We start from the raw sequence: 21847 nt of genomic DNA, 5'->3' as shown, positions 1-21847 counted from the left end.
CCCTCAGCCCAGCGGCACTTCGCCAGGCAGGGGATCGAAGCCGCGTCCCTCATCCCCGATGAGGTTGTCGTCTGGCCGATCCACCTGCAGATTCACGGTCAGCTTTTGTGTCTCCGCCTTTGTCCGTTCACCACGTGTGTCAGCAGAGACGACGAAAGCCTTGACCCCGCCGCTCGCAGACGCCGAGTGTCGCAACTCGATGCTGAGTTCGAGCGTGACATCACTGACTTTGAAGCGGAGGGGTGACCCCTCGCCATCGCGTTGCGCTGCTGCGAGGCCCTCCCGAACGGCCCTTAACGCCTCGGCCAGTTCCGTTCCGCTCGACTCCATGCGTCCCCCCTCGTAGACCTGAACTCCAGTAGGCCAGTCAGCGACTGATGGGCGCTACCTAAAGCGCGGAAACCGCTCTCTTTGCAGACGTGAGTTCACACCCATTTGACGCGTTAGTGGTGCAGGTCACAGGAATCGCGTCTTGGGATTCGAGACGCTGCTCGGCGCGTGGCTCCAGTGGTGTCGTGCGGCCCCTCTCCGTTTAACCCGTAGAGGGGAGTTGGGGCACGCGGAGGGCACGCCCGCCCCGGGGAGGTCTAGACAACAAACAAGCCCCAGGTCGCTGACCTGGGGCTTCCGTATGGAGCGGGTGACGGGAATCGAACCCGCGCTCTGAGCTTGGGAAGCTCATGTTCTACCATTAAACTACACCCGCGTAATCCCGCCTCGGATCGAGAGCGGAACATCGTCGGACACTCTACCCCATCGCCGCCTCGTGGTGCATTTGGCGTGCCCGGGTGCGGTGTGCGGGGGCGCGCGGGGGCGGTCGGCGGGGGTGTGGGGGCCGGTGTGGCGGGTGTGGGGTGTGGGTGTTTCGTGGGTGGGATGCGGGTGCCCGGTGCGGGAGTTGGGGCGTACCGTGGGGCCTCGGAGTGCCGCGTGTGAGGGCTCCCAGTTCATCCCCTAATGTGGCTTTTGTTGTCCACGCAGTTGGGAGAGGGACTTGATGGAGCGCACCGTCGTACGTTGTGCCGAGGGCCACGTGTTCAGCACCGCTTCGTTCCCGATGCAGACCACCGACCGGCTCGGTCCCGGACGGCTGTTGCGCTGCCCGCGCTGTGCTCGGCTGCGGCACTCGGTGCCCGTCGAGCACGCCAAGCGGTAGCGATCAAGAAGGCAGGAAGAGCTGCGCCGCCCCGTGAGAGGGGTGGTGGCAGAGCAAGCGCGACGAGGAGTGGGCAGGGCCCGGCTTCCCAGGTGGGGGGCCGGGCCCTCGTCGTGCGAGGGGGGCCGGGCGGGCGCGTATCCTCATCTGCGTGCTTCTCTCAGACAAGGACATCCGGGCCGAGATCGACGCTGGTCGGGTGCGCATCGACCCCTATGACGAGTCGATGGTGCAGCCGTCCAGCATCGACGTGCGGCTGGACCGCTATTTCCGGGTGTTCGAGAATCACCGCTATCCGCACATCGACCCCGCCGTCGAGCAGACCGACCTGACGCGAGAGGTCGTGCCCGAGGGTGATGAGGCGTTCATCCTGCACCCGGGTGAGTTCGTGCTGGCCTCGACGTACGAGGTCATCACGCTGCCCGATGACCTGGCGTCCCGGCTGGAGGGCAAGAGCTCGCTGGGGCGGCTGGGGCTGCTGACGCATTCGACCGCCGGGTTCATCGACCCGGGGTTCAGCGGGCATGTGACGCTGGAGCTGAGCAATGTCGCCACGCTGCCGATCAAGCTGTGGCCGGGGATGAAGATCGGGCAGCTGTGTATGTTCCGGCTGACCTCGCCGACCGAGCACCCGTACGGCAGTGAGAAGTACGGCTCCCGCTACCAGGGGCAGCGCGGTCCGACGCCGTCCCGGTCGTTCATGAACTTTCACCGGACGCAGGTATGACACAGCCGCTTCGGTGCGGGGGGCGCGCTCGACAGGGCGGGCGCGTGGCAGAGGGTGTGCACACGGAAGGTCTGAGAGAGATACGTGAGTGACGTGCGGGAGAACCTGACGTACGAGCGGTTCGGTGGGGCGATCCGCGAGCTGGCGCAGACGATTGCCGATGACGGGTACGAGCCCGATGTCGTGCTGTCGATCGCCCGTGGTGGGGTCTTTGTCGCGGGAGGTCTGGCGTACGCGCTGGACTGCAAGAACATCCACCTGGTGAATGTGGAGTTCTACACCGGGGTGGGGACCACGCTGGAGATGCCGGTCATGCTGGCGCCGGTGCCCAATGCGATCGACTTCTCGGAGAAGAAGGTGCTGATCGCCGATGATGTCGCCGACACCGGTAAGACGCTGAAGCTCGTGCACGACTTCTGCCAGGGGACCGTGGCGGAGGTCCGCAGCGCGGTGATCTATGAGAAGTCGCAGTCGCTGGTGAAGTGCGAGTACGTGTGGAAGCGCACGGACGACTGGATCAACTTCCCGTGGAGCGTCGAGCCGCCGGTGGTGCGGCGCGAGGGGCAGGTTCTCGACGCCTGAGGCGCCGGGCGGGCCAGGCCGTTCGCCGATTGCCGCCCCGCGCAAGGGAGTTGGCGGTCGGGTGGGCCGGGTGGGCTGCCCTGTGCCGGTTTTGGCCAATCCCGTTCCGAGTGTTCCGCTGTTGGCCACCTGCGAGTACAACCCGCGGTAACAGCAGACCGGAGGGGAGGCCCCATGGTGCGTGCGAGACACGGGCGGTGGGCGTTACGCGGGCAGTGGGCGTTACGTGGGCGGCGTAGGGGAGCAGGGGCCCGTACGGGAACAGGGTCGTGTACGGGAGACAGGGCGCGGGCCGGGCACGGGCGGCGGCTGAGGGGCGGTGTGGCGGTCTCGGCCGCGGCGTTGGCCGTGGTGTTCTCCGTGGCGGCGGGCGGGGCGAGTGCTGCCACCGGGGCCGCGCCACACCCGACGCCGGCCGGGGCCGCGGCCGCCACGCCGCTGTCGCCGGAGCTGGAGAAGATCCGGGCGCGGGAGGCGGCGACGCTCTACGGGGACCCGGCCGAGCGGCCCCTCGGGGAGCGGAAGACCTCGTTGATCTCGCTGGGGGACAGTGAGATCTCCGGGGAGGGCGTCGGGACGTATGAGCCGGGCACGGACGGGCCGGCGAACTGGTGCCACCGGTCGCCGGACTCGGCGATTCACCGGACCGGTATCGCGGCGGATGTGACGTACAACGCCGCCTGCTCGGGCGCGTTCAGCGGCAACATCGTGATCGGCGGCAGCAAGCAGTACGCCGATGAGCTGGTGCAGAGCGACGCTCTCGCCATCGCGGCCCGTAACACCCGGCTGAAGATGGTGCTGCTGGTCGCCGGCGCCAATGACGATCTGCAGTTCGGGCCGGTGATGACGGACTGCGTGGTGCGCTGGTTCCTGCTGCAGGGCACCTGTGAGCCGAAGTACCAGCCGGGCTGGCAGGCGCGGGTCGACGGGCTGGTGCCGAAGATCGAGCGGACGGTCGGTGATCTGCGGACCGTGATGCGGGACGCGGGGTACGCGGACGGCGACTACCGGCTCGTGGTGATGTCGTATCCGAGTCCGATCGGGCCGGATGTCGAGGACAACCCGCACTACCCGGGGAAGCTGCCGGGCGGGTGCACGGGCTACACCTCCGACGCGGGCTGGGGGCGCAATGCCGCCGTGCCGGCCTTCGAGAAGGGGGTGCGGACGGCTGCGCGGGACGCGGGGGCGAGCTACCTCGACGCCTCGCGGCTGTTCCACGGGCACGAGGTGTGCATGGAGGACGCCTGGGCCCGGGGGCTGTATGTGAATCTCACCAACCCCATTCCGCCGGACTCGAATTCCGTGCGGCAGTCGTTCCACCCGAACGCCCGCGGGCACCGCGCGTTCGCGTCGTGTCTGACCCAGCTGTACGCCACGGGGCTGCGGGAGGCGTCCTGCGCCGACTCCGCGAGCACCGGGCAGCCGACGCTGTACGCAGGGGCCTGGGACGAGATGTACCGGCCGCTGCGGAACGCCGGTACGGGGAGTTGTGTGGATGCGACCGGCGGATCCAGCCGTAACGGGACGGCGGTCGGCGGCTGGGACTGTCATGGTCAGCGCAACCAGGACTGGTGGTACGACGGCGCTCGGCGGTCGGTGCACGGGGGGCTGACGCAGGACCGGTGCCTGGATGTGCCGGGGGCGCAGTACCGGGCCGGGGCCGGTCTGGTGCTGTGGAACTGCTCGGGTGCGGCCAACCAGCAGTTCGTACGGGACGGTGGCGGCACGATTCGGCCCGCCGCCGCGCCGTCGCTCTGCCTGACCCTGGGTGCGGCGAAGGAAGCGCTGCGGTTGCAGGGGTGCGACGGGTCGGCGGGGCAGCGGTTCGTCCAGGGAGCCTGAGGGAGCTGAGGGAGCCTGCGGGGACCTGATCGCGTCACCCGCCCGTACGGCAAGGGGCCCGCTCCGGAGCCTGGTGCTCCGGGGCGGGCCCCTTGCCGTGGCCGGTACGGCTTTACAGGGTGCCGAGCTTCAGCAGGGCGAGCAGCGCGACCAGCTGGATCGCCGAGGCGCCGAGGGCCTTGGGCCACGGCAGATCGTGCGTCTTGCTGACCATGGAGGTCAGCAGATAGCCGCCGGCGAGCCAGGTCAGCCAGCCCAGGACCTGGACCAGGGTGCTGTCGCCGCCGAGGAACATCGCGAACAGCAGCCGGGGCGCGTCCGAGACCGTCATGATCAGCATGGCCAGGCCGATGGTCGGCTGCCAGGGGCCGTCGCCGCCGAGCTGGCGGGCCAGGGTGTGGGTGACCGCGCCCAGGATCAGGCTGCCGATGATGAACATCACGGCGGTGATCAGCACCCACGGGATGCTGTTGGAGAGGGTGGCGTTCAGCACGTCCTCGCGGGCCTTGTCGAAGCCAAAGACCGCGAGCAGGCCGTAGATGAAGGTGACGATCAGTGCCGGGGCCCAGACCGCGTGGTCGCGCATCTGCCAGAACGTGGCATCGGGGCGCAGCACCATGCCGGACAGCAGCTGCTTCCAGTGCAGCCGGGGGCCGGCCGGCGGCGCGGTGGCCTGGCCGGCGCGGTAGGTGCCGCCGGCCGCGTACGCGCCGTCGTCGCCGTCGTCGTACCCGCCCTGGGGCGGGCCGTAGGCGTCCGGGGTGTCACCGACGCTGAACTGCTGGGTGTGGCCCGGGTTGTTGTCGTTCGAGTACGGCGCGTAGGCCTGCTGCGGGGGCTGGTAGCCACCGTCGCCGAAGTACTCGGGCTCACCGTGCTGCCCGTGCGGCTGTGGCTGCCCCTGCGGCCCGCCGTACTGCTGCGGTGCCTGCTGTGGTGCCTGCTGCCACTGCCCGTGCGGCGGCGGGGGCTGCTGCCCGTACGGTGCTTGCTGCCCGTACGGCGCCTGCTGCCCCTGGTGCCCCTGCTGTCCGTTCTGCGCGGGGCGGGTGTCCCGTCCGCGACCCATCCTGAATCCAGCCACGTACTCGAAAGTACCTGGTCTGCGCGGATGGGGTGGCCGGGCAGGGGGATCGGGCCCCGGTTTGCATCTGACCTGTGACATCCCCTAGGGGGTTCCCGGAGGGAACCGCGGACCCGGGACCGGGATCCAGCGGAGGGTGAGGTCCGGAAGGTTCTCCATGTTGGCGCTGCCGTCGTCGACGGCCACGACCCGGAAACCGTGGTGGGCGTAGAACGCCCTTGCTCCGGTGTTGAGTTGGAAGACGTGCAGGTACAGGCCGTCGGGGCGGTGCCGCCGCGCCGCGGCGAGGAGGAGGGTGCCGATGCCGCGCCGCCGGACGTCCGGGCGGAGGTAGAGCTGGTCGAGCAGGTCGCCCTGGACGGCCGCGTAGCCGAGGAGCTCGGGGCCACGGGTGGCGACGAAGGTGTGACACTGCGGCAGCACGATCTCCCGGATCCAGCGGGTGACCTCGTCGTGGGTACGGCGCTGGGGCGGCAGGTAGGGCATGGTGGCCTGCCGTGACGCCTGGTGGACGGCGGCGATCGCGGGGGCGTCGGTGGGGAGCGCGAGCCGGACCGTGACGGGCGGGGCGGGCGGCGTCTCCTCTGGGGCGGGGCGCGCCAAGGCGCCCGGACCGTCGGCCGTGTCCCTGCCCGTGTCTGTGTTCATGGCGTCATGCTCGGATGCGTCCCGGCGCCGGGCAAGTGTATTAGCCACCGGCCACAATCAGCTGGCGGGCCGTCAGGAGGCCGTGAAGTCCGCCGTGGTGAAGGAGAGGGCGGGTCGCGCGGTGAGGCCTGACGGGCCGCCGGGGAGGACCGTCACCCGGTCGTGGGTGCGGCCGCGCCGGGTGAACAGGACGAGGTCGGCGTGGTGGTCGCCGTCGAAGTCGGTGAGGGCGAGAACCGTGGAGTGCGGGCGCCCGGCACCGGGGAGACGGGGCACGGGGAGGCGGCGGACGGTGGCGGCGAGCCCGTTCGCGGTGCCGCTCAGCAGGGCGGGGCGGGTGCCGCCGATCACCAGATCCGGGTGGCCGTCGTGGTCCACATCGGCGGCGGCGAGGGTGGGAACCCCGCCCGTACCCGTACGGATCCTGCCGGGGCGGCCGCCGACGGACAGCTCACCGCCGGTGTCGGCGGTGACGGAGGTCACGCCCCGCCCGGCCCCGGCGAAGCGCCCGAAGGCCGTGGCGTAGCCGGGCGGGTAGGCGGCCGGGCCGGCCCTGAGCGGGCCTCGGGGGCCGCCGAGGGCGAGGCGGCTGCGGGCGCGGCGGCCGGGGCCGGCCGAGCGTACGAGGAGGTCGTCGGCGCCGTCGTGGTCGATGTCGGGAGACGGGGCGAGGGGCGTGGCGGCGGCCAGGGCGATGCCGGGGACGGCGAGCGGGGCGCCGGCCGCCGCGGGGGCGCCGGTACGGGTGAACGGGCCCTTCAGGTAGCTGATCCGGGGGCCGGAGGCGGTGACGGCCAGGTCGGGTGCGCCATCGCCGTCGAAGTCGCCGCAGACCGGCTGGTCGGGCCATTCGTTGCCGAACCGCGCCCGGTCGGGGATGCGGAGTTTCACGGCGCGGGCGGCCCCGAGGCCCCGGGGCGAGCCGAAGAGCAGCTGTACGGGGACGGGCGGGCGGCCCACGCCGTCGTAGGGCGGGTCGGTGGTGACGACGAGATCGCTGAAGCCGTCCCGGTCGAGGTCGCAGACGGTCTCGGCGTCGAAGGCGGCGGGGACGGCCGGGCCGGTGCGGGCGGCGTTCCGGGCCGGGGTGAGCAACTCCCGGGTGGCCGGGGCGAGTCCGTGTGCGCTGCCGTAGAGGATGCCGATGCCCGGGTCGTCGTCGCGGCCGCGGGCGGGGGCGAGCAGGCTGTCGAGGACGAGATCGGGGTGGCCGTCGCCGTTGAAGTCGCCGGCGGCCTTGCTGCCCTGGCCGGCCGGGACGGGGCGCGCGGCCGGCAGCGACGAGGCGCGGTGGGGGGCGGGGCGGCGCGTGTCGCCGGCGGAGAGCAGGCCGCAGGAGCCGAGAAGGAGGGCCAGCCCGAGCCCCGTTGCCGTGGCGATCCGTCTGCGCATCGCGTCCCCACCCCACCCGTACCGCTGTTGTTGTCGTGTCGTCATCCGCGGCCCCGGTGCTCCCGGGGTATCCGCCGTCCCGCCCTGCCCGCCCGCGCCCGCGGTACGGAACCGCCGACGGCCGGCCCCGTGCAAAACAGGGGACCGGCCGTCGGCCGACGCGCGGGTGCGTGCCGTTACTGCGTCACTGCGTTACTGCGGCACTGCGTCACTTCACCGGTTCCGGCTCCGGGGCGTCCTCGGTCTCCTCGTCGCCCGCCGGGTCGACGGGGGTCCTGACGGAGTCCAGCAGCAGCTGGGCCACGTCGACGACCTGGATGGATTCCTTCGCCTTGCCGTCGTTCTTCTTGCCGTTGACCGAGTCGGTGAGCATCACCAGACAGAAGGGGCAGGCCGTCGAGACGATGTCGGGGTTCAGCGACAGCGCCTCGTCGACGCGCTCGTTGTTGATGCGCTTGCCGATGCGCTCTTCCATCCACATGCGGGCACCGCCGGCGCCACAGCAGAAGCCGCGCTCCTTGTGGCGGTGCATCTCCTCGTTCCGCAGGCCCGGCACCTTGGCGATGATCTCGCGCGGCGGGGTGTAGACCTTGTTGTGGCGGCCCAGGTAGCAGGGGTCGTGGTAGGTGATCAGACCCTCGACCGGGGTGACGGGGGTGAGCTTGCCCTCGTCCACCAGGTGCTGGAGCAGCTGGGTGTGGTGGATGACCTCGTACTCGCCGCCCAGCTGGGGGTACTCGTTCGCGATGGTGTTGAAGCAGTGCGGGCAGGTCGCGACGATCTTCTTCGACGCCTTCGGCTTCTTGGTCGACTCGTCCTCGTCGTCCTCGCCGAAGGCGGCGTTCAGCGAGGCGACGTTCTCCGCGCCGAGCTGCTGGAAGAGGAATTCGTTGCCCAGGCGGCGCGGGGAGTCACCGGTGCACTTCTCGTCGCCGCCCATGATCGCGAACTTCACGCCCGCGATGTACAGCAGCTCCGCGAAGGCCTTGGTGGTCTTCTTGGCGCGGTCCTCCAGGGCGCCGGCACAGCCGACCCAGTAGAGGTACTCGACCTCGGTGAGGTCCTCGACGTCCTGGCCGACGACCGGCACCTCGAAGTCGACCTCCTTGGTCCAGGCCAGACGCTGCTTCTTGGCCAGGCCCCAGGGGTTGCCCTTCTTCTCCAGGTTCTTGAGCATCGTGCCCGCCTCGGACGGGAACGAGGACTCGATCATGACCTGGTAGCGGCGCATGTCGACGATGTGGTCGATGTGCTCGATGTCGACCGGGCACTGCTCGACACAGGCGCCGCAGGTGGTGCAGGACCACAGGACGTCCGGGTCGATGACGCCGTTCTCTTCGAGGGTGCCGATCAGCGGGCGCTCGGCCTCGGCCAGCGCGGCCGCGGGGACGCCGGCGAGCTGCTCGGCACTCGCCTTCTCGTTGCCCTCGTCGTCCTTGCCGCCACCCGCGAGCAGGTACGGCGCCTTGGCGTGCGCGTGGTCGCGCAGCGACATGATCAGGAGCTTGGGGGAGAGCGGCTTGCCGGTGTTCCAGGCGGGGCACTGCGACTGGCAGCGGCCGCACTCGGTGCAGGTGGAGAAGTCGAGCAGGCCCTTCCAGGAGAAGTGCTCGACCTGGGAGACGCCGAACTGGTCGTCCTCGCCCGGGTCCTCGAAGTCGATCGGCTTGCCGGCGGAGGTCATCGGCTGCAGCGCGCCCAGCGTCACGCCGCCGTCCGCCTCGCGCTTGAACCAGATGTTGGGGAAGGCCAGGAAGCGGTGCCAGGCGACACCCATGTCCGTCTTCAGCGAGACCGTGATCATCCAGATGAAGGACGTCGCGATCTTGAGGCCGGCGAAGAAGTAGGTGAGGTTCTGCAGGGTGCCCAGGCTCATCCCCTTGAAGGCCGCGACCAGCGGGTACGAGACGAAGTACGCGGCCTCGTAGTGGTCGACGCCGTGCTGGGCGCCCTCCAGGGCGTGCAGCGTGACGATGCAGATGCCGACGATGAGGATGACGGCCTCGACGAAGTACGCCTGGCCGAAGTTCGAGCCCGCGAAGCGGGACTTGCGGCCCGCGTTGCCGGGGCGGCTCAGCTGGCGGATGACGATCAGGGCGATGATGCCCAGGGTCGTCAGCGTGCCCATCGCCTCGACGTACAGCTCCCACGGCAGCCAGTCGCCGATGAACGGGATCAGCCAGTCGGCCCGGAAGAGCTGGCCGATGGCGTTGACGATCGTCAGCAGCAGGGTGAGGAAGCCCACCGCCACGAACCAGTGCGCCACGCCGACGATGCCCCAGCGGTTCATCCGGGTGTGGCCGAGGAACTCCTTGGCCACCGTGACGGTCCGCTGGGCGGGAGCGTCGGTGCGGGTGCCCGCGGGCACCGGCTGGCCCAGTCGCATATAGCGGTAGATCTGCAGGAGGGCGCGGCCGAACAGCGCCACGGCGACCGCGATGAGCACCAGCGACACGATGATCGCGGCGAGTTGCATGGGAGGCTCCTCGTACCTGCGAGAGCGGAAAACGGAGTAACTACTAAGCGGTAACTTTTTTGGTCTGTCGCTGAGGTTACCCATTCTCCCCCGCGCCATGAAGCCGCCCGGCCGGTGATCTGCGTCGCGAAGGCAACCCTGTGTGCGCCCCCTGGCGTCCTGAGCCGGGGGCCCGGTGACGATAAGGGCGACATAAAACTTGAGCCCCCAAGGCTCAGGTCTGTTGACAGGTTTTCTTCGGTACTGCACTCTTGAGCCTGTTCCACTCAAGTCAGCTGGAGGAATTGAAATGGCACGTGCGGTCGGCATCGACCTGGGCACGACGAACTCCGTCGTCAGTGTTCTCGAAGGCGGTGAGCCCACCGTCATCACCAACGCCGAGGGCGCCAGGACCACGCCGTCCGTTGTCGCCTTCGCCAAGAACGGCGAGGTGCTGGTCGGCGAGGTCGCCAAGCGGCAGGCGGTCACCAACGTCGACAGGACCATCCGGTCGGTCAAGCGCCACATGGGCACCGACTGGAAGATCGACATCGACGGCAAGGGCTTCAACCCGCAGCAGATGAGCGCCTTCATCCTGCAGAAGCTGAAGCGGGACGCCGAGTCGTACCTCGGCGAGAAGGTCGTCGACGCGGTCATCACCGTTCCGGCCTACTTCAACGACTCCGAGCGCCAGGCCACCAAGGAAGCCGGTGAGATCGCGGGCCTCAACGTCCTGCGGATCGTCAACGAGCCCACCGCGGCGGCCCTGGCCTACGGCCTGGAGAAGGACGACCAGACCATTCTGGTCTTCGACCTCGGTGGCGGCACCTTCGACGTCTCGCTGCTGGAGATCGGCGACGGCGTCGTCGAGGTGAAGGCCACCAACGGTGACAACCACCTCGGTGGTGACGACTGGGACCAGCGCGTCGTCGACTACCTGGTCAAGCAGTTCCAGAACGGCCACGGCGTCGACCTGGCCAAGGACAAGATGGCGCTGCAGCGGCTGCGCGAGGCCGCCGAGAAGGCGAAGATCGAGCTGTCGTCCTCCACCGAGACGACGATCAACCTTCCCTACATCACCGCCTCCGCCGAGGGCCCGCTGCACCTGGACGAGAAGCTCACGCGCTCGCAGTTCCAGCAGCTCACCTCGGACCTCCTGGACCGCTGCAAGACGCCGTTCCACAACGTGATCAAGGACGCGGGTATCAACCTGTCCGAGATCGACCACGTGGTCCTGGTCGGCGGCTCCACCCGTATGCCCGCCGTGGCCGAGCTCGTCAAGGAGCTGACCGGCGGCAAGGACGCCAACAAGGGCGTCAACCCGGACGAGGTCGTCGCCATCGGCGCCACCCTCCAGGCCGGTGTCCTCAAGGGTGAGGTCAAGGACGTCCTCCTGCTGGACGTCACCCCGCTGTCCCTCGGTATCGAGACCAAGGGCGGCATCATGACCAAGCTCATCGAGCGCAACACCACGATCCCGACCAAGCGGTCCGAGATCTTCACGACGGCCGAGGACAACCAGCCGTCCGTGCAGATCCAGGTCTACCAGGGCGAGCGCGAGATCGCGGCGTACAACAAGAAGCTCGGGATGTTCGAGCTGACCGGTCTGCCGCCGGCTCCCCGCGGGGTCCCGCAGATCGAGGTCTCCTTCGACATCGACGCCAACGGCATCATGCACGTGACCGCGAAGGACCTGGGCACGGGCAAGGAGCAGAAGATGACCGTCACCGGCGGCTCCTCGCTGCCGAAGGACGAGGTCGACCGGATGCGCCAGGAGGCCGAGAAGTACGCGGACGAGGACCACGCCCGCCGCGAGGCCGCCGAATCCCGTAACCAGGGCGAGCAGCTCGTCTACCAGACCGAGAAGTTCCTCAAGGACAACGAGGAGAAGGTCCCCGGTGACGTGAAGACCGAGGTCGAGGAAGCCGTCAACGAGCTGAAGGAGAAGCTCAAGGGCGAGGACTCGGCCGAGATCCGGACCGCCACCGAGAAGGTCGCGGCCGTCTCCCAGAAGCTGGGCCAGGCCATGTACGCCGACGCCCAGGGTGCGGCCGGTGCCGAGGGCGCTGCCGGTGCCGAGGGCGCCGGGCAGGCCCAGTCCGACGCCGCCGACGACGTGGTGGACGCCGAGATCGTCGACGACGAGAAGCCGAAGAAGGATGGTGCCGCGTGACGGAGGAGACCCCGGGCTTCGACGAGAAGCCCGACGTCCCTTCCGACGCCGCTCCCGAAGACGCGGCGCAGGCCGAGTCCGCCGACAAGGCGGGCTCGGCCCCGGCCGGGGACGTACCGGACGTAGCGCTCCAGGCGCAGCTGGACCAGGTACGTACGGCGCTCAACGAGCGCACGGCGGACCTCCAGCGGCTCCAGGCGGAGTACCAGAACTACCGCCGTCGGGTGGAACGGGACCGGGTCACGGTCAAGGAGATCGCCGCGGCGAACCTCCTGTCCGAGCTCCTTCCCACCCTCGACGACATCGGCCGTGCCCGTGAGCACGGTGAACTGGTCGGCGGCTTCAAGTCGGTGGCCGAATCGATGGAGACCGTGGTCGCCAAGCTGGGTCTGCAGCAGTTCGGCAAGGAGGGCGAGCCCTTCGACCCGACGATCCACGAGGCGCTGATGCATTCGTACGCGCCGGATGTCACCGAGACGACGTGCGTGGCGATCCTGCAGCCCGGGTATCGCATCGGTGAACGAACGATCCGCCCCGCGCGGGTCGCCGTCGCCGAACCGCAGCCGGGCGCCCAGGGCGCCAAGTCCGCCTCCGACGAGGACCCCAAGGCTTCGGACGAGGAGAGCGGTGGCCCGGAAGAGGGCTGACGTGAGGACAGAGAGAAAATCCGTGCGGGAGGAGGGACGTCGGGGATGAGCACCAAGGACTTCGTCGAGAAGGACTACTACAAGGTCCTCGGCGTCCCGAAGGACGCCACCGAGGCGGAGATCAAGAAGGCGTACCGCAAGCTCGCCCGCGAGTTCCATCCGGACGCCAACAAGGGCGACGCCAAGGCCGAGGAGCGCTTCAAGGAGATCTCCGAGGCCCACGACATCCTGGGCGACACCAAACGCCGCAAGGAGTACGACGAGGCGCGCGCGCTGTTCGGCAACGGCGGCTACCGGCCGGGTCCGGCCGGCGGCGGCTCCTTCAACTTCGACCTGGGCGACCTCTTCGGGGGCACGCCCGGTCAGGGTGGCGGGGGCGGTGGCGGCTTCGGCGGCGGGCTCGGGGATGTCTTCGGCGGCCTGTTCAACCGCGGCGGCGCCGGTACGCGTACCCACGCGCGCCGCGGCCAGGACATCGAGTCCGAGGTGACGCTCAGCTTCACCGAGGCGGTCGACGGGGCCACGGTCCCGCTGCGGATGTCCAGCCAGGCGCCGTGCAAGGCGTGTTCGGGCACCGGCGACAAAAACGGTACGCCGCGGGTCTGTCCGACCTGTGTCGGCACCGGCCAGGTCAGCCGGGGCGCGGGCGGTGGCTTCTCGCTCACCGACCCGTGCGCCGACTGCAAGGGCCGGGGCCTGATCGCCCAGGACCCCTGCGAGGTCTGCAAGGGCAGTGGCCGTGCGACCAGTGCCCGCACGATGCAGGTCCGGATCCCCGCGGGTGTCTCCGACGGGCAGCGCATCCGGCTGCGCGGCAAGGGCGCTCCGGGTGAGCAGGGCGGCCCGGCCGGCGATCTGTATGTGGTCGTGCATGTCGACGCCCACCCGGTCTTCGGCCGCAAGGGCGACAACCTCACCGTCACGGTGCCGGTCACCTTCCCGGAGGCCGCGCTCGGTGGTGAGGTCAAGGTGCCGACGCTGGGCGGCCCGCCGGTGACGCTGAAGTTGCCGGCCGGCACCCCCAACGGACGCACCATGCGCGCCCGGGGCAAGGGTGCGACCCGCAAGGACGGCACACGGGGTGATCTGCTGGTCACCATAGAGGTGCTGGTCCCCAGCGACCTCAGCGGCAAGGCGAAGGAGTCGCTGGAGTCCTATCGCGAGGCGACCGCGGGCCCGGACCCGCGGGCAGAGCTGTTCCAGGCCGCGAAGGGAGCTTGAGATGGACAGCCGGGGCGGGCAGCGTCGTAACCCCTATGAACTGACCGAAGAGTCGCCGGTGTACGTCATCTCCGTCGCGGCTCAGCTCTCCGGCCTGCATCCGCAGACTCTTCGGCAGTACGACCGGCTGGGGCTGGTCTCGCCCGACCGCACGCCCGGGCGGGGCCGCCGCTATTCGGCCCGGGACATCGAACTGCTCCGTACGGTGCAGCAGTTGTCCCAGGACGAGGGCATCAACCTCGCCGGCATCAAGCGCATCATCGAGCTGGAGAACCAGGTCGCGGCCCTGCAGCAGCGGGTCGTCGAACTGCAGGGCGCCCTGGAGGGCGCGGCCAGTGCGATGCAGCAGCGGGAAGCGGCGGTGCACGCCTCCTACCGGCGTGATCTGGTGCCGTATCACGACGTGCAGCAGACCAGCGCGCTGGTGGTGTGGCGGCCCAAGCGGCCGGAGTGATCCGGCCGGCCGGGGCGCGGCACCCGGCGCAAGAGGTGGCAAAGGGCCGGGGAAACCCGGCCCTTGTCGCGTTTGCGCGCGGTGTGCGGTGTGCGGTGTGCGGTGTGCGGTGTGCGGTGCGCGTAGTGCGGCGTGGTGCCGTGCCGCTTTGCGTCCGTTGGCGTACGGCCGCTCCCGCTCAGCAGCCGTTGTACCCCGCCGTCGGCATCGACAGCCGGCGGTGCACATGCGACTTCATCGCCAGGGTGTAGACCGGCTCGTCGAGGTCGGCGGTCTCCAGACGCACCCCGGCCTCGGCGCACCGTGCGGTGAACTCGGCGGTGCCGTCGATGGCGTTCTCCAGTGCCCGGTGGTTGGGCGCCACGAACACGTCCACCAGGCCCTCTTCGACATCGCGCCACAGTGCGCCGTGGTCGGCGCGCAGGTGGTGCAGGCTGAGCCGGCAGGTCAGGTGGTAGTCACGGGCTGCCGCCCACTGTGTGCACATGTCGTGCTGGCCGCGGTCATCCACCAGGAACGGATCCTCGTCCAGCTCGGACAGCGGCATCAGGCAGGCGATCGCCGTCACTCGGACCGAGTTCATCGTGCCCTCCGGGGCGTGGCGACTGTGGGGGCGACGATACCCCCGCGGGTGGCCCGTGGAGGAGGGGCTGTACCGGGCGGCGAAGCGTAACCGCAGGCGTGGCAGATCTTCCAGCCGTCCTGGCTGACGGCCAGTTGGCCGCCGCAGCGCGGGCAGAGCTCGGCGTGCGGGTGCGGCCGGGTGGGGGACGGACGGCGCGGAGCGGTCGTCACGATGCGCACTGCCGACGCCATGCGGCCTCCAGCTGCCGTCTTTTGCCTGGGACAGGCCCGATGCCGCCCGTCCTTGCACGGAGCTATTCGGTTCCCGTCGGTCCTGAGTACCAGGTGGACGGCCGGAGGCGGAGCGGGAGGGTCCGTTTTCGGCCAGGGGCCCGGCGGAGTCGGTGGGAGGCGAGAGGAGGGAGGCGAGAGGAGGGAGGCGGGAGCGGTGGGCCGGTCCTCAGGCCCGTCCCATCGCCTTGGTGACCGCGATCTCGATCATGACGCGATCGGGGTTGGGCGTCGGCGTCCGGCCGTAGCGCTCGGCGTACCGGCGCACCGCGTCGGCCACCGGCTCGGCGTCCGTACGCACCCGTGCGATGCCCTCCAGGGTCGCCCAGCGCCCCTTGTCGACCTGGCACACGGCGACGGTGGCGCCGTCCGCCCCGGCGGCGAGGATGTTCTTGACCTTGGCACTGTCCTTGCGGGTGATGATCCGCGCGATCCGCTGCCCGGCGTCGTAGGTGACGCCTACCGGGACGACGTGCGGCGTCCCGTTCGTACGCAGCGTGGTGAGCGTCGGCATCAGGTACTCGCCCCAGAAGGCGAGGTATTCCGGGCTGAGGGCGCTGAGGTCGTGGGCCATGGGAGCAAGGGTAGGCCGGGGCCCGGGGGTCATAGGCCGGGGCCCGGGGGTCAGAGGAAGTCGGCGGTTTCCAGATCGAAGGAGAAGGGGGCGGGGAGGGGGACGGGTTTGCCAAGGGGGGCGGTGTTGTTCCCTACGTAGTCGTCCCGGGAGGGATCGCTGAAGAGCGTGAGGGTGGCTTTGCTGCGGTCCACCAGCAGGTGGAGCGGGATACCGGCGCGGGCGTAGCCGTGGCGCTTGGCGACCCGGTCCTTGTGGGGCTTGCTCGACGTCACCTCGACGACCATGGCAACGCCGTCGCTGGGCATCCAGGGAGGGGCGCCGCGGAAGAGACGCAGCGCGCGTGGGGCGATGGTGGCGCCGGGGATCACGTGGTCCGCGGGCTGGCCCGCCGCGTGGGAGAGGACGAGTCCTTTGTGTCCCGAGAACTGCATGGCAGTGGCGGACATCTGCATCACCTGCTCGAAGACGAGACTCAGGTAGTCCTCGTGGTCGCCATCCGGCGGCGGTGTCACAGCGATCTCCCCCTCGATGAGCTCGGCCCGGAAACCCATCGGGGTCTCCAGCGCCAGAAAGCCTTCCAGGAGGATGTCGTCCTGCGTGGGCATCGGCTCGTGTGCCATAGCCGTCATGCTGCACCTCCTCGTGGTCGAAGGCCAGTGTCGCCGGGCGGCGGGGACGGGGGCGGGCGCGTCCGACGCCGGTTCCCTCGCACGAGTGAGCGAGGGAACGCGTGGGTGGCGCCCCGAATCCGCCTTGAGTGCCCTAGACTCAACTTATCGCACGCTGGTGTGAGCAGGATTGCGGTATGAGCAGCATTTCCCGCGTCCGGCCCCAGGCGGGGTCAGACTGGGCAAAGACGCTGTTCAGGACGAGTCGAGGAGGATCGCGAGGACGTGGACGCCGAGCTGACCAACAAGAGCCGGGAGGCGCTGAGCGCCGCCAATGAGCGGGCGGTCACCGCCGGGCATGCGGACATGACGTCCGCGCATCTCCTGCTCGCGCTGCTGGCCGGGCAGGACAACGAGAACATCATGGATCTGCTGTCCGCCGTCGAGGCGGACGCCGCCGTGCTGCGCAACGGCGCCGAGCGGCAGCTCGCGGGGCTGCCGAGCGTGCAGGGCTCGACGGTCGCGCCGCCGCAGCCGGACCGCGATCTGCTCTCCGCCATCGCGGACGCCACCCAGCGCGCCAAGGAGCTCGGTGACGCCTATGTCTCCACCGAGCACCTCCTCATCGGGATCGCCGCCAAGGGCGGGCGCACCGGTGAGCTGCTGGCCGACCAGGGGGCGAGCGCCAAGAAGCTGCTGGCCGCCTTCGAGGCGAGCCGGGGCGGCCAGCGGGTGACCAACGCCGACCCGGAGGGCACGTACAAGGCGCTGGAGAAGTTCGGTACGGACTTCACTGCGGCCGCCCGCGAGGGCAAGCTCGACCCGGTCATCGGCCGGGACCACGAGATCCGGCGCGTGGTGCAGGTGCTCTCCCGCCGTACGAAGAACAACCCCGTGCTGATCGGTGAGCCGGGCGTCGGCAAGACCGCCGTCGTCGAGGGGCTGGCGCAGCGGATCGTCAAGGGCGATGTGCCCGAGTCGCTGCGCGACAAGCGGCTGGTCGCGCTGGACCTCGGGGCGATGGTCGCGGGCGCCAAGTACCGCGGCGAGTTCGAGGAGCGGCTGAAGACCGTCCTGGCGGAGATCAAGTCCAGCGAGGGCCGGATCATCACCTTCATCGACGAGCTGCACACCGTCGTCGGCGCGGGCGCCGGCGGCGACTCCTCGATGGACGCCGGCAACATGCTCAAGCCGATGCTGGCCCGCGGTGAGCTGCGGATGGTCGGCGCGACGACGCTGGACGAGTACCGCGAGCGCATCGAGAAGGACCCGGCGCTGGAGCGGCGCTTCCAGCAGGTGCTGGTCGCCGAGCCGACCGTCGAGGACACGGTGGCGATCCTGCGCGGGCTCAAGGGCCGCTACGAGGCCCACCACAAGGTGCAGATCGCGGACTCCGCGCTGGTCGCCGCCGCCTCCCTCTCCGACCGCTACATCACCTCCCGCTTCCTGCCGGACAAGGCCATCGACCTGGTCGACGAGGCCGCCTCCCGGCTCCGGATGGAGATCGACTCCTCCCCGGTGGAGATCGACGAGCTCCAGCGCGCCGTGGACCGTCTCAAGATGGAGGAGCTGGCGCTGCGCAACGAGACCGACGCCGGCTCCCTCCAGCGGCTGGAGAAACTGCGCAAGGACCTCGCCGACAAGGAGGAGGAGCTGCGCGGTCTGACCGCCCGCTGGGAGAAGGAGAAGGAGAGCCTCAACCGGGTCGGTGCGCTCAAGGAGAAGCTCGACGAGCTGCGCGGCCAGGCCGAGCGCGCCCAGCGCGACGGCGACTTCGACTCCGCCTCCAAGCTGCTCTACGGCGAGATCCCGGGCGTGGAGCAGGCGCTGGAGGAGGCGGCCGCCGCCGAGGCCGAGCAGGAGGCGTCCAAGGAGTCCATGGTCAAGGAGGAGGTCGGTCCCGACGACATCGCGGATGTGGTCGGTGCCTGGACCGGCATCCCGGCCGGCCGGCTGCTGGAGGGCGAGACCCAGAAGCTCCTGCGCATGGAGGAGGAGCTCGGCAAGCGCCTGATCGGCCAGACCGAGGCCGTACGGTCGGTCTCCGACGCCGTACGCCGCACCCGCGCCGGCATCGCCGACCCGGACCGCCCCACCGGCTCCTTCCTCTTCCTGGGCCCGACCGGTGTCGGCAAGACCGAGCTGGCCAAGGCGCTCGCGGACTTCCTCTTCGACGACGAGCGGGCGATGGTCCGTATCGACATGTCGGAGTACGGCGAGAAGCACAGCGTCGCGCGGCTGGTCGGCGCGCCGCCCGGCTATGTCGGCTACGAGGAGGGCGGCCAGCTCACGGAGGCGGTCCGCCGCCGCCCGTACTCCGTCGTCCTGCTGGACGAGGTCGAGAAGGCACACCACGACGTCTTCGACGTCCTGCTGCAGGTACTCGACGACGGCCGGCTCACGGACGGCCAGGGCCGCACGGTCGACTTCCGCAACACCATCCTCATCCTGACCTCCAACCTCGGCTCCGCCTTCCTGATGGACCCGCTGCTCAAGGAGGACCAGAAGAAGGAGAAGGTGCTGGAGACGGTCCGGGCCTCCTTCCGGCCCGAGTTCCTCAACCGGCTCGACGACGTGGTGGTCTTCCACCCGCTCGGCACCGACCAGCTCCAGCGGATCGCCCGGATCCAGCTCGACCACCTGCAGCGCCGCCTCGGCGACCGCCGGCTGCGGCTGGACGTCACCGACCGCGCCCTGACCTGGCTCGCCTGGCTGGGACAGGAGCCGGTCATCGACGCCCCCGCGCCGGACCTGTCCTACGGTGCCCGGCCGCTGCGCCGGCTGATCCAGACCGCCATCGGCGACCCGCTCGCCCGCGCCATCCTGGCGGGCGAGGTGCGGGACGGGGACACCGTGCGGGTGGACGTGGACGGTGATCAGCTGTCGGTGGAGCCGGCCGGACGGGCCGTGGCCTGACCGGGGCCGTGATCCGGGTGTACGGCTGCGCCGCCCGGTCGTGTCCCTGATCATTTCCTTGACCGGCACCTGACCGGCATCTTGCCCGTATCCGCTCCGTCCCGGGTTGCCAGGACGGGGCGGATGTGGGGGAGGATGGCAGTGACCAGACGAAGGGAATTCCACGGTGAGCATCGACCCGTCCTCGATTCCGAATTTCGGGGGCCAGCCCGAACCCGAGCCCTCGGGGCCTGAGGGTCCCGTCGTGCCTGACCAGGACCTGGTCAAGCAGCTCCTCGACCAGATGGAGCTGAAGTACGTCGTCGACGAGGAGGGTGACCTCGCCGCTCCGTGGGAGCAGTTCCGCACGTACTTCATGTTCCGGGGCGAGGAGGAGCAGCAGATCTTCTCCGTCCGTACGTTCTACGACCGTGCCCACGGCATCGACGACAAGTCGAAGCTGCTGGAGGCGATCGACGACTGGAACCGCCGGACGCTGTGGCCCAAGGCCTACACCCACACCCATGACGACGGCACGGTCCGTCTGATCGGTGAAGCATCGATGCTGATCGGCACCGGTGTCTCGCTCGAACACTTTGTGTCGAGCACGGTCAGCTGGGTCCGCGCCTCGATCGAATTCGACAAGTGGATCGTCGAGCAGCTCGGCCTGGAGGCCGAGATCGACGGCGACTCCGACGAGAAGCCGGGCGACGACGAGGCCTGAGCCCCGTCTCACCCACCTCGGCTGCGCGGGCCCCGGAGCTTTTGCTCCGGGGCCCGCGTCTGTCTGTGGCGGGGCGGACCGGTGGCGGCCGAGTGAGGGCACGGAAGGTCCTCGGCGGTGAGGGCGAACCCTGCGTGAAATGGCGCCGAGGAACACGACCTCTCGCCGATTCTGCCGTTCGAGGCGGATTACGGAGAGGGCGAGAACTGCCGGGGAAGGGCCACGGCGATCACGATCGATCCCAGGCGGCCGTACCGCCCCGGCGGTGAAGCGAACTACGTCTACGCGGACTTCTCGACGCGCGGTCTGCTGTACGGGGTGTACCGCCCGGCGCAGGATCCGGAGCGCGAGGACGGGCCGGAGGGCGAGGCCGACCTGCGGAACACCACGCTCTCTTCGACGATTTCGAGGCCGTGCCGGTCGCCCCTCGGTGACGCACGGTCCGGAATCCGGCACCGGAGGCCCCGCCGCCCGGGAAGTGCAGGATGTGACGACGAGGGGGCAGGGCTTCCGGTGGTGCCTCGGGTCAGAGCTTCTGCAGCCGGTCCGCCGCCTCCCGCAGGACCGACTCCCGTTTGCAGAACGCGAAGCGGACGTACGGCGCGCCCTGGTCCTTGTGGTCGTAGAAGACGGCGTTGGGGATGGCGACGACGCCGGCGCGTTCGGGCAGGGCGCGGCAGAAGGCGAAGCCGTCGTCGTGGCCGAGGGGGCGGATGTCGGTGGTGATGAAGTAGGTGCCGGAGGGGCGGAAGACCGTGAAGCCCGCGTCGGCGAGGCCGGTGGCCAGGATGTCGCGCTTGGCGCGCAGATCGTCGCGCAGGGCGGTGAAGTAGCTGTCGGGGAGGGCCAGCGCCTCGGCGACGGCGTACTGGAAGGGCCCGGCGGAGACATAGGTGAGGAACTGCTTGGCCGAGCGGACGGCGCTGACCAGCTCCGGGGGTGCGGTGACCCAGCCGACCTTCCAGCCGGTGAAGGAGAAGGTCTTGCCGGCCGAGCCGATGGTGACGGTGCGTTCGCGCATCCCCGGGAACGACGCGAGGGGGAGGTGCTCGCCCTCGAACACGAGGTGCTCGTAGACCTCGTCGGTGATGACGAGGAGGTCGCGTTCGCAGGCGAGGCGGGCGATCTCGGCGAGCTCCTCGTGGGAGAGCACGGTGCCGGTGGGGTTGTGCGGGGTGTTGAGGAGGATCAGGCGGGTGTCGGAGGTGATGGCGTCGCGCAGTTCGTCCAGGTCGAGGCGGTAGGTCCCGGACTCCGGGTCCGCGCGCAGGGTGACCGGGACGCGGCGGCCGCCGGCCAGCGCGATGCCGGCCGCGTACGAGTCGTAGTACGGCTCCAGCGCGATGACCTCGTCGCCCGGCTCCAGCAGCGCCAGCAGCGAGGCGGCGAGGGCTTCGGTGGCACCCGCGGTGACCAGGACCTCGGTGTCGGGGTCGTAGGAGAGCCCGCGGTGCCCGTAGAAGCGCTGCTGGTGGGCGGCGACGGCGGTGCGCAGCTCGGGGATGCCGGGGCCGGGTGGGTACTGGTTGCCGCGGCCGTCGCGCAGGGCGCGCACCGCCGCCTCCCTGACTTCTTCCGGGCCGTCGGCGTCGGGGAAGCCCTGGCCGAGGTTGATGGAGCCGGTCCGTACGGCGAGTGCCGACATTTCGGCAAAGATCGTGGTGCCGAATTCGGCGAGGCGGCGGTTCAGCAGCGGTCGGTCCATGGGTGCCATCCTCCGTCCAACCTCTGGAATTCCTCAACAGTGCTTTGAGATCGCGGGGCCGGGGCAGCAGCCCGTACGAAAGACAGTGACGGCCGTCGACGA

At 69.9% G+C, this 21847-nt stretch carries 19 protein-coding genes and 1 tRNA gene; 10 read left to right on the top strand and 10 right to left on the bottom strand.

Going from position 1 to position 21847, the window contains the following annotated elements:
* Nucleotides 1-3: 3 nt before the first annotated feature.
* Together ACF088_RS35215 and ACF088_RS35210 are read right to left on the bottom strand one after the other, a co-directional pair.
* Nucleotides 4-330, bottom strand: a complete 327-nt coding sequence (locus ACF088_RS35215; RefSeq protein WP_392379960.1) for a trypco2 family protein — start codon at nt 328-330, stop codon at nt 4-6.
* 302 nt (nt 331-632) lie between these two features.
* A tRNA-Gly gene (locus ACF088_RS35210) sits at nt 633-706 on the bottom strand.
* Between the two features lie 291 nt (nt 707-997).
* Here ACF088_RS35210 and ACF088_RS35205 point away from each other — a divergent pair.
* The 4 genes from ACF088_RS35205 (at nt 998) to ACF088_RS35190 (ending at nt 4307) form a co-directional block, all read left to right on the top strand.
* On the top strand, nt 998-1156 hold the full coding sequence (locus ACF088_RS35205; RefSeq protein WP_016573140.1) for a hypothetical protein: 159 nt from the start codon (nt 998-1000) through the stop codon (nt 1154-1156).
* A gap of 151 nt (nt 1157-1307) precedes the next feature.
* Nucleotides 1308-1883 (top strand): dCTP deaminase, encoded by a 576-nt coding sequence (gene dcd / locus ACF088_RS35200; RefSeq protein ID WP_392379959.1) that lies wholly within the window; start codon nt 1308-1310, stop codon nt 1881-1883.
* A gap of 84 nt (nt 1884-1967) precedes the next feature.
* On the top strand, nt 1968-2465 hold the full coding sequence (locus ACF088_RS35195; RefSeq protein ID WP_088798612.1) for a phosphoribosyltransferase: 498 nt from the start codon (nt 1968-1970) through the stop codon (nt 2463-2465).
* Nucleotides 2466-2786: 321 nt separating this feature from the next.
* A complete protein-coding gene (locus tag ACF088_RS35190; RefSeq protein WP_392379958.1) occupies nt 2787-4307 on the top strand; it encodes a ricin-type beta-trefoil lectin domain protein in 1521 nt (506 codons plus the stop codon).
* A 112-nt stretch (nt 4308-4419) separates the two neighbouring features.
* On the opposite strand, the gene ACF088_RS35185 is transcribed toward ACF088_RS35190, so the two are convergent.
* From ACF088_RS35185 to ACF088_RS35170, 4 genes are all read right to left on the bottom strand, one after another.
* On the bottom strand, nt 4420-5376 hold the full coding sequence (locus ACF088_RS35185; protein WP_392380005.1) for a Yip1 family protein: 957 nt from the start codon (nt 5374-5376) through the stop codon (nt 4420-4422).
* A gap of 99 nt (nt 5377-5475) precedes the next feature.
* Entirely contained in the window at nt 5476-6039 is a 564-nt protein-coding gene (locus ACF088_RS35180; protein ID WP_392379957.1) for a GNAT family N-acetyltransferase, read from the bottom strand.
* 72 nt (nt 6040-6111) lie between these two features.
* Nucleotides 6112-7431 carry an FG-GAP repeat domain-containing protein gene (locus tag ACF088_RS35175; protein ID WP_392379956.1) on the bottom strand — a complete coding sequence of 440 codons (1320 nt, stop codon included), beginning with the start codon at nt 7429-7431 and terminating at the stop codon, nt 6112-6114.
* Between the two features lie 208 nt (nt 7432-7639).
* Nucleotides 7640-9907 (bottom strand): heterodisulfide reductase-related iron-sulfur binding cluster, encoded by a 2268-nt coding sequence (locus ACF088_RS35170; RefSeq protein ID WP_392379954.1) that lies wholly within the window; start codon nt 9905-9907, stop codon nt 7640-7642.
* Nucleotides 9908-10196: 289 nt separating this feature from the next.
* Here ACF088_RS35170 and dnaK point away from each other — a divergent pair, with 289 nt between their 5' ends.
* The 4 genes from dnaK to ACF088_RS35150 are packed head-to-tail and all read left to right on the top strand — an operon-like array spanning nt 10197 to nt 14381.
* Nucleotides 10197-12059, top strand: a complete 1863-nt coding sequence (gene dnaK / locus ACF088_RS35165; RefSeq protein ID WP_392379953.1) for a molecular chaperone DnaK — start codon at nt 10197-10199, stop codon at nt 12057-12059.
* Nucleotides 12056-12706 (top strand): nucleotide exchange factor GrpE, encoded by a 651-nt coding sequence (gene grpE / locus ACF088_RS35160; RefSeq protein WP_392379952.1) that lies wholly within the window; start codon nt 12056-12058, stop codon nt 12704-12706. Before dnaK ends, grpE begins: the two co-directional genes overlap by 4 nt.
* A 45-nt stretch (nt 12707-12751) precedes the next feature.
* Nucleotides 12752-13927: a molecular chaperone DnaJ gene (gene dnaJ / locus ACF088_RS35155; protein ID WP_392379950.1), complete on the top strand. Its 1176-nt coding sequence runs from the start codon at nt 12752-12754 to the stop codon at nt 13925-13927.
* A 1-nt stretch (nt 13928) separates the two neighbouring features.
* Nucleotides 13929-14381: a heat shock protein transcriptional repressor HspR gene (locus ACF088_RS35150; protein ID WP_088798603.1), complete on the top strand. Its 453-nt coding sequence runs from the start codon at nt 13929-13931 to the stop codon at nt 14379-14381.
* A gap of 178 nt (nt 14382-14559) precedes the next feature.
* Here ACF088_RS35150 and ACF088_RS35145 read toward each other — a convergent pair whose 3' ends face one another.
* The 3 genes from ACF088_RS35145 to ACF088_RS35135 form a co-directional block, all read right to left on the bottom strand.
* Nucleotides 14560-14964 carry a hypothetical protein gene (locus ACF088_RS35145; protein ID WP_392379948.1) on the bottom strand — a complete coding sequence of 135 codons (405 nt, stop codon included), beginning with the start codon at nt 14962-14964 and terminating at the stop codon, nt 14560-14562.
* Between the two features lie 441 nt (nt 14965-15405).
* On the bottom strand, nt 15406-15810 hold the full coding sequence (locus ACF088_RS35140; RefSeq protein ID WP_392379946.1) for a pyridoxamine 5'-phosphate oxidase family protein: 405 nt from the start codon (nt 15808-15810) through the stop codon (nt 15406-15408).
* A gap of 50 nt (nt 15811-15860) precedes the next feature.
* Complete coding sequence (locus ACF088_RS35135; protein ID WP_392379945.1) at nt 15861-16442, bottom strand: Uma2 family endonuclease; 582 nt, start codon at nt 16440-16442, stop codon at nt 15861-15863.
* A 264-nt stretch (nt 16443-16706) separates the two neighbouring features.
* Between ACF088_RS35135 and clpB the strand changes: the two genes are divergently transcribed.
* Complete coding sequence (clpB, locus tag ACF088_RS35130; RefSeq protein ID WP_392379943.1) at nt 16707-19337, top strand: ATP-dependent chaperone ClpB; 2631 nt, start codon at nt 16707-16709, stop codon at nt 19335-19337.
* 166 nt (nt 19338-19503) lie between these two features.
* On the top strand, nt 19504-20040 hold the full coding sequence (locus tag ACF088_RS35125; protein WP_088798597.1) for a YbjN domain-containing protein: 537 nt from the start codon (nt 19504-19506) through the stop codon (nt 20038-20040).
* Between the two features lie 526 nt (nt 20041-20566).
* On the opposite strand, the gene ACF088_RS35120 is transcribed toward ACF088_RS35125, so the two are convergent.
* Nucleotides 20567-21745, bottom strand: coding sequence for a pyridoxal phosphate-dependent aminotransferase (locus tag ACF088_RS35120; RefSeq protein WP_392379941.1), 1179 nt, complete (start codon nt 21743-21745; stop codon nt 20567-20569).
* Between the last annotated feature and the right edge of the window lie 102 nt (nt 21746-21847).

The organism is Streptomyces sp. NPDC015125 (assembly GCF_043080045.1).
Taxonomy (GTDB): Bacteria; Actinomycetota; Actinomycetes; order Streptomycetales; family Streptomycetaceae; genus Streptomyces.
This window is presented reverse-complemented; position numbering and strand designations above follow the sequence as displayed.

Excerpts from the sequence above, each read along its gene's own strand:
- ACF088_RS35215 (WP_392379960.1), bottom strand. The coding sequence starts at position 330 with ATGGAGTCGAGCGGAACGGAACTGGCCGAGGCGTTAAGGGCCGTTCGG.
- ACF088_RS35205 (WP_016573140.1), top strand. The coding sequence starts at position 998 with ATGGAGCGCACCGTCGTACGTTGTGCCGAGGGCCACGTGTTCAGCACC.
- ACF088_RS35185 (WP_392380005.1), bottom strand. The coding sequence starts at position 5,376 with ATGGGTCGCGGACGGGACACCCGCCCCGCGCAGAACGGACAGCAGGGG.
- ACF088_RS35180 (WP_392379957.1), bottom strand. The coding sequence starts at position 6,039 with ATGAACACAGACACGGGCAGGGACACGGCCGACGGTCCGGGCGCCTTG.
- ACF088_RS35175 (WP_392379956.1), bottom strand. The coding sequence starts at position 7,431 with ATGCGCAGACGGATCGCCACGGCAACGGGGCTCGGGCTGGCCCTCCTT.
- ACF088_RS35170 (WP_392379954.1), bottom strand. The coding sequence starts at position 9,907 with ATGCAACTCGCCGCGATCATCGTGTCGCTGGTGCTCATCGCGGTCGCC.
- dnaK (WP_392379953.1), top strand. The coding sequence starts at position 10,197 with ATGGCACGTGCGGTCGGCATCGACCTGGGCACGACGAACTCCGTCGTC.
- dnaJ (WP_392379950.1), top strand. The coding sequence starts at position 12,752 with ATGAGCACCAAGGACTTCGTCGAGAAGGACTACTACAAGGTCCTCGGC.
- ACF088_RS35150 (WP_088798603.1), top strand. The coding sequence starts at position 13,929 with ATGGACAGCCGGGGCGGGCAGCGTCGTAACCCCTATGAACTGACCGAA.
- ACF088_RS35145 (WP_392379948.1), bottom strand. The coding sequence starts at position 14,964 with ATGAACTCGGTCCGAGTGACGGCGATCGCCTGCCTGATGCCGCTGTCC.
- ACF088_RS35140 (WP_392379946.1), bottom strand. The coding sequence starts at position 15,810 with ATGGCCCACGACCTCAGCGCCCTCAGCCCGGAATACCTCGCCTTCTGG.
- ACF088_RS35135 (WP_392379945.1), bottom strand. The coding sequence starts at position 16,442 with ATGACGGCTATGGCACACGAGCCGATGCCCACGCAGGACGACATCCTC.
- ACF088_RS35120 (WP_392379941.1), bottom strand. The coding sequence starts at position 21,745 with ATGGACCGACCGCTGCTGAACCGCCGCCTCGCCGAATTCGGCACCACG.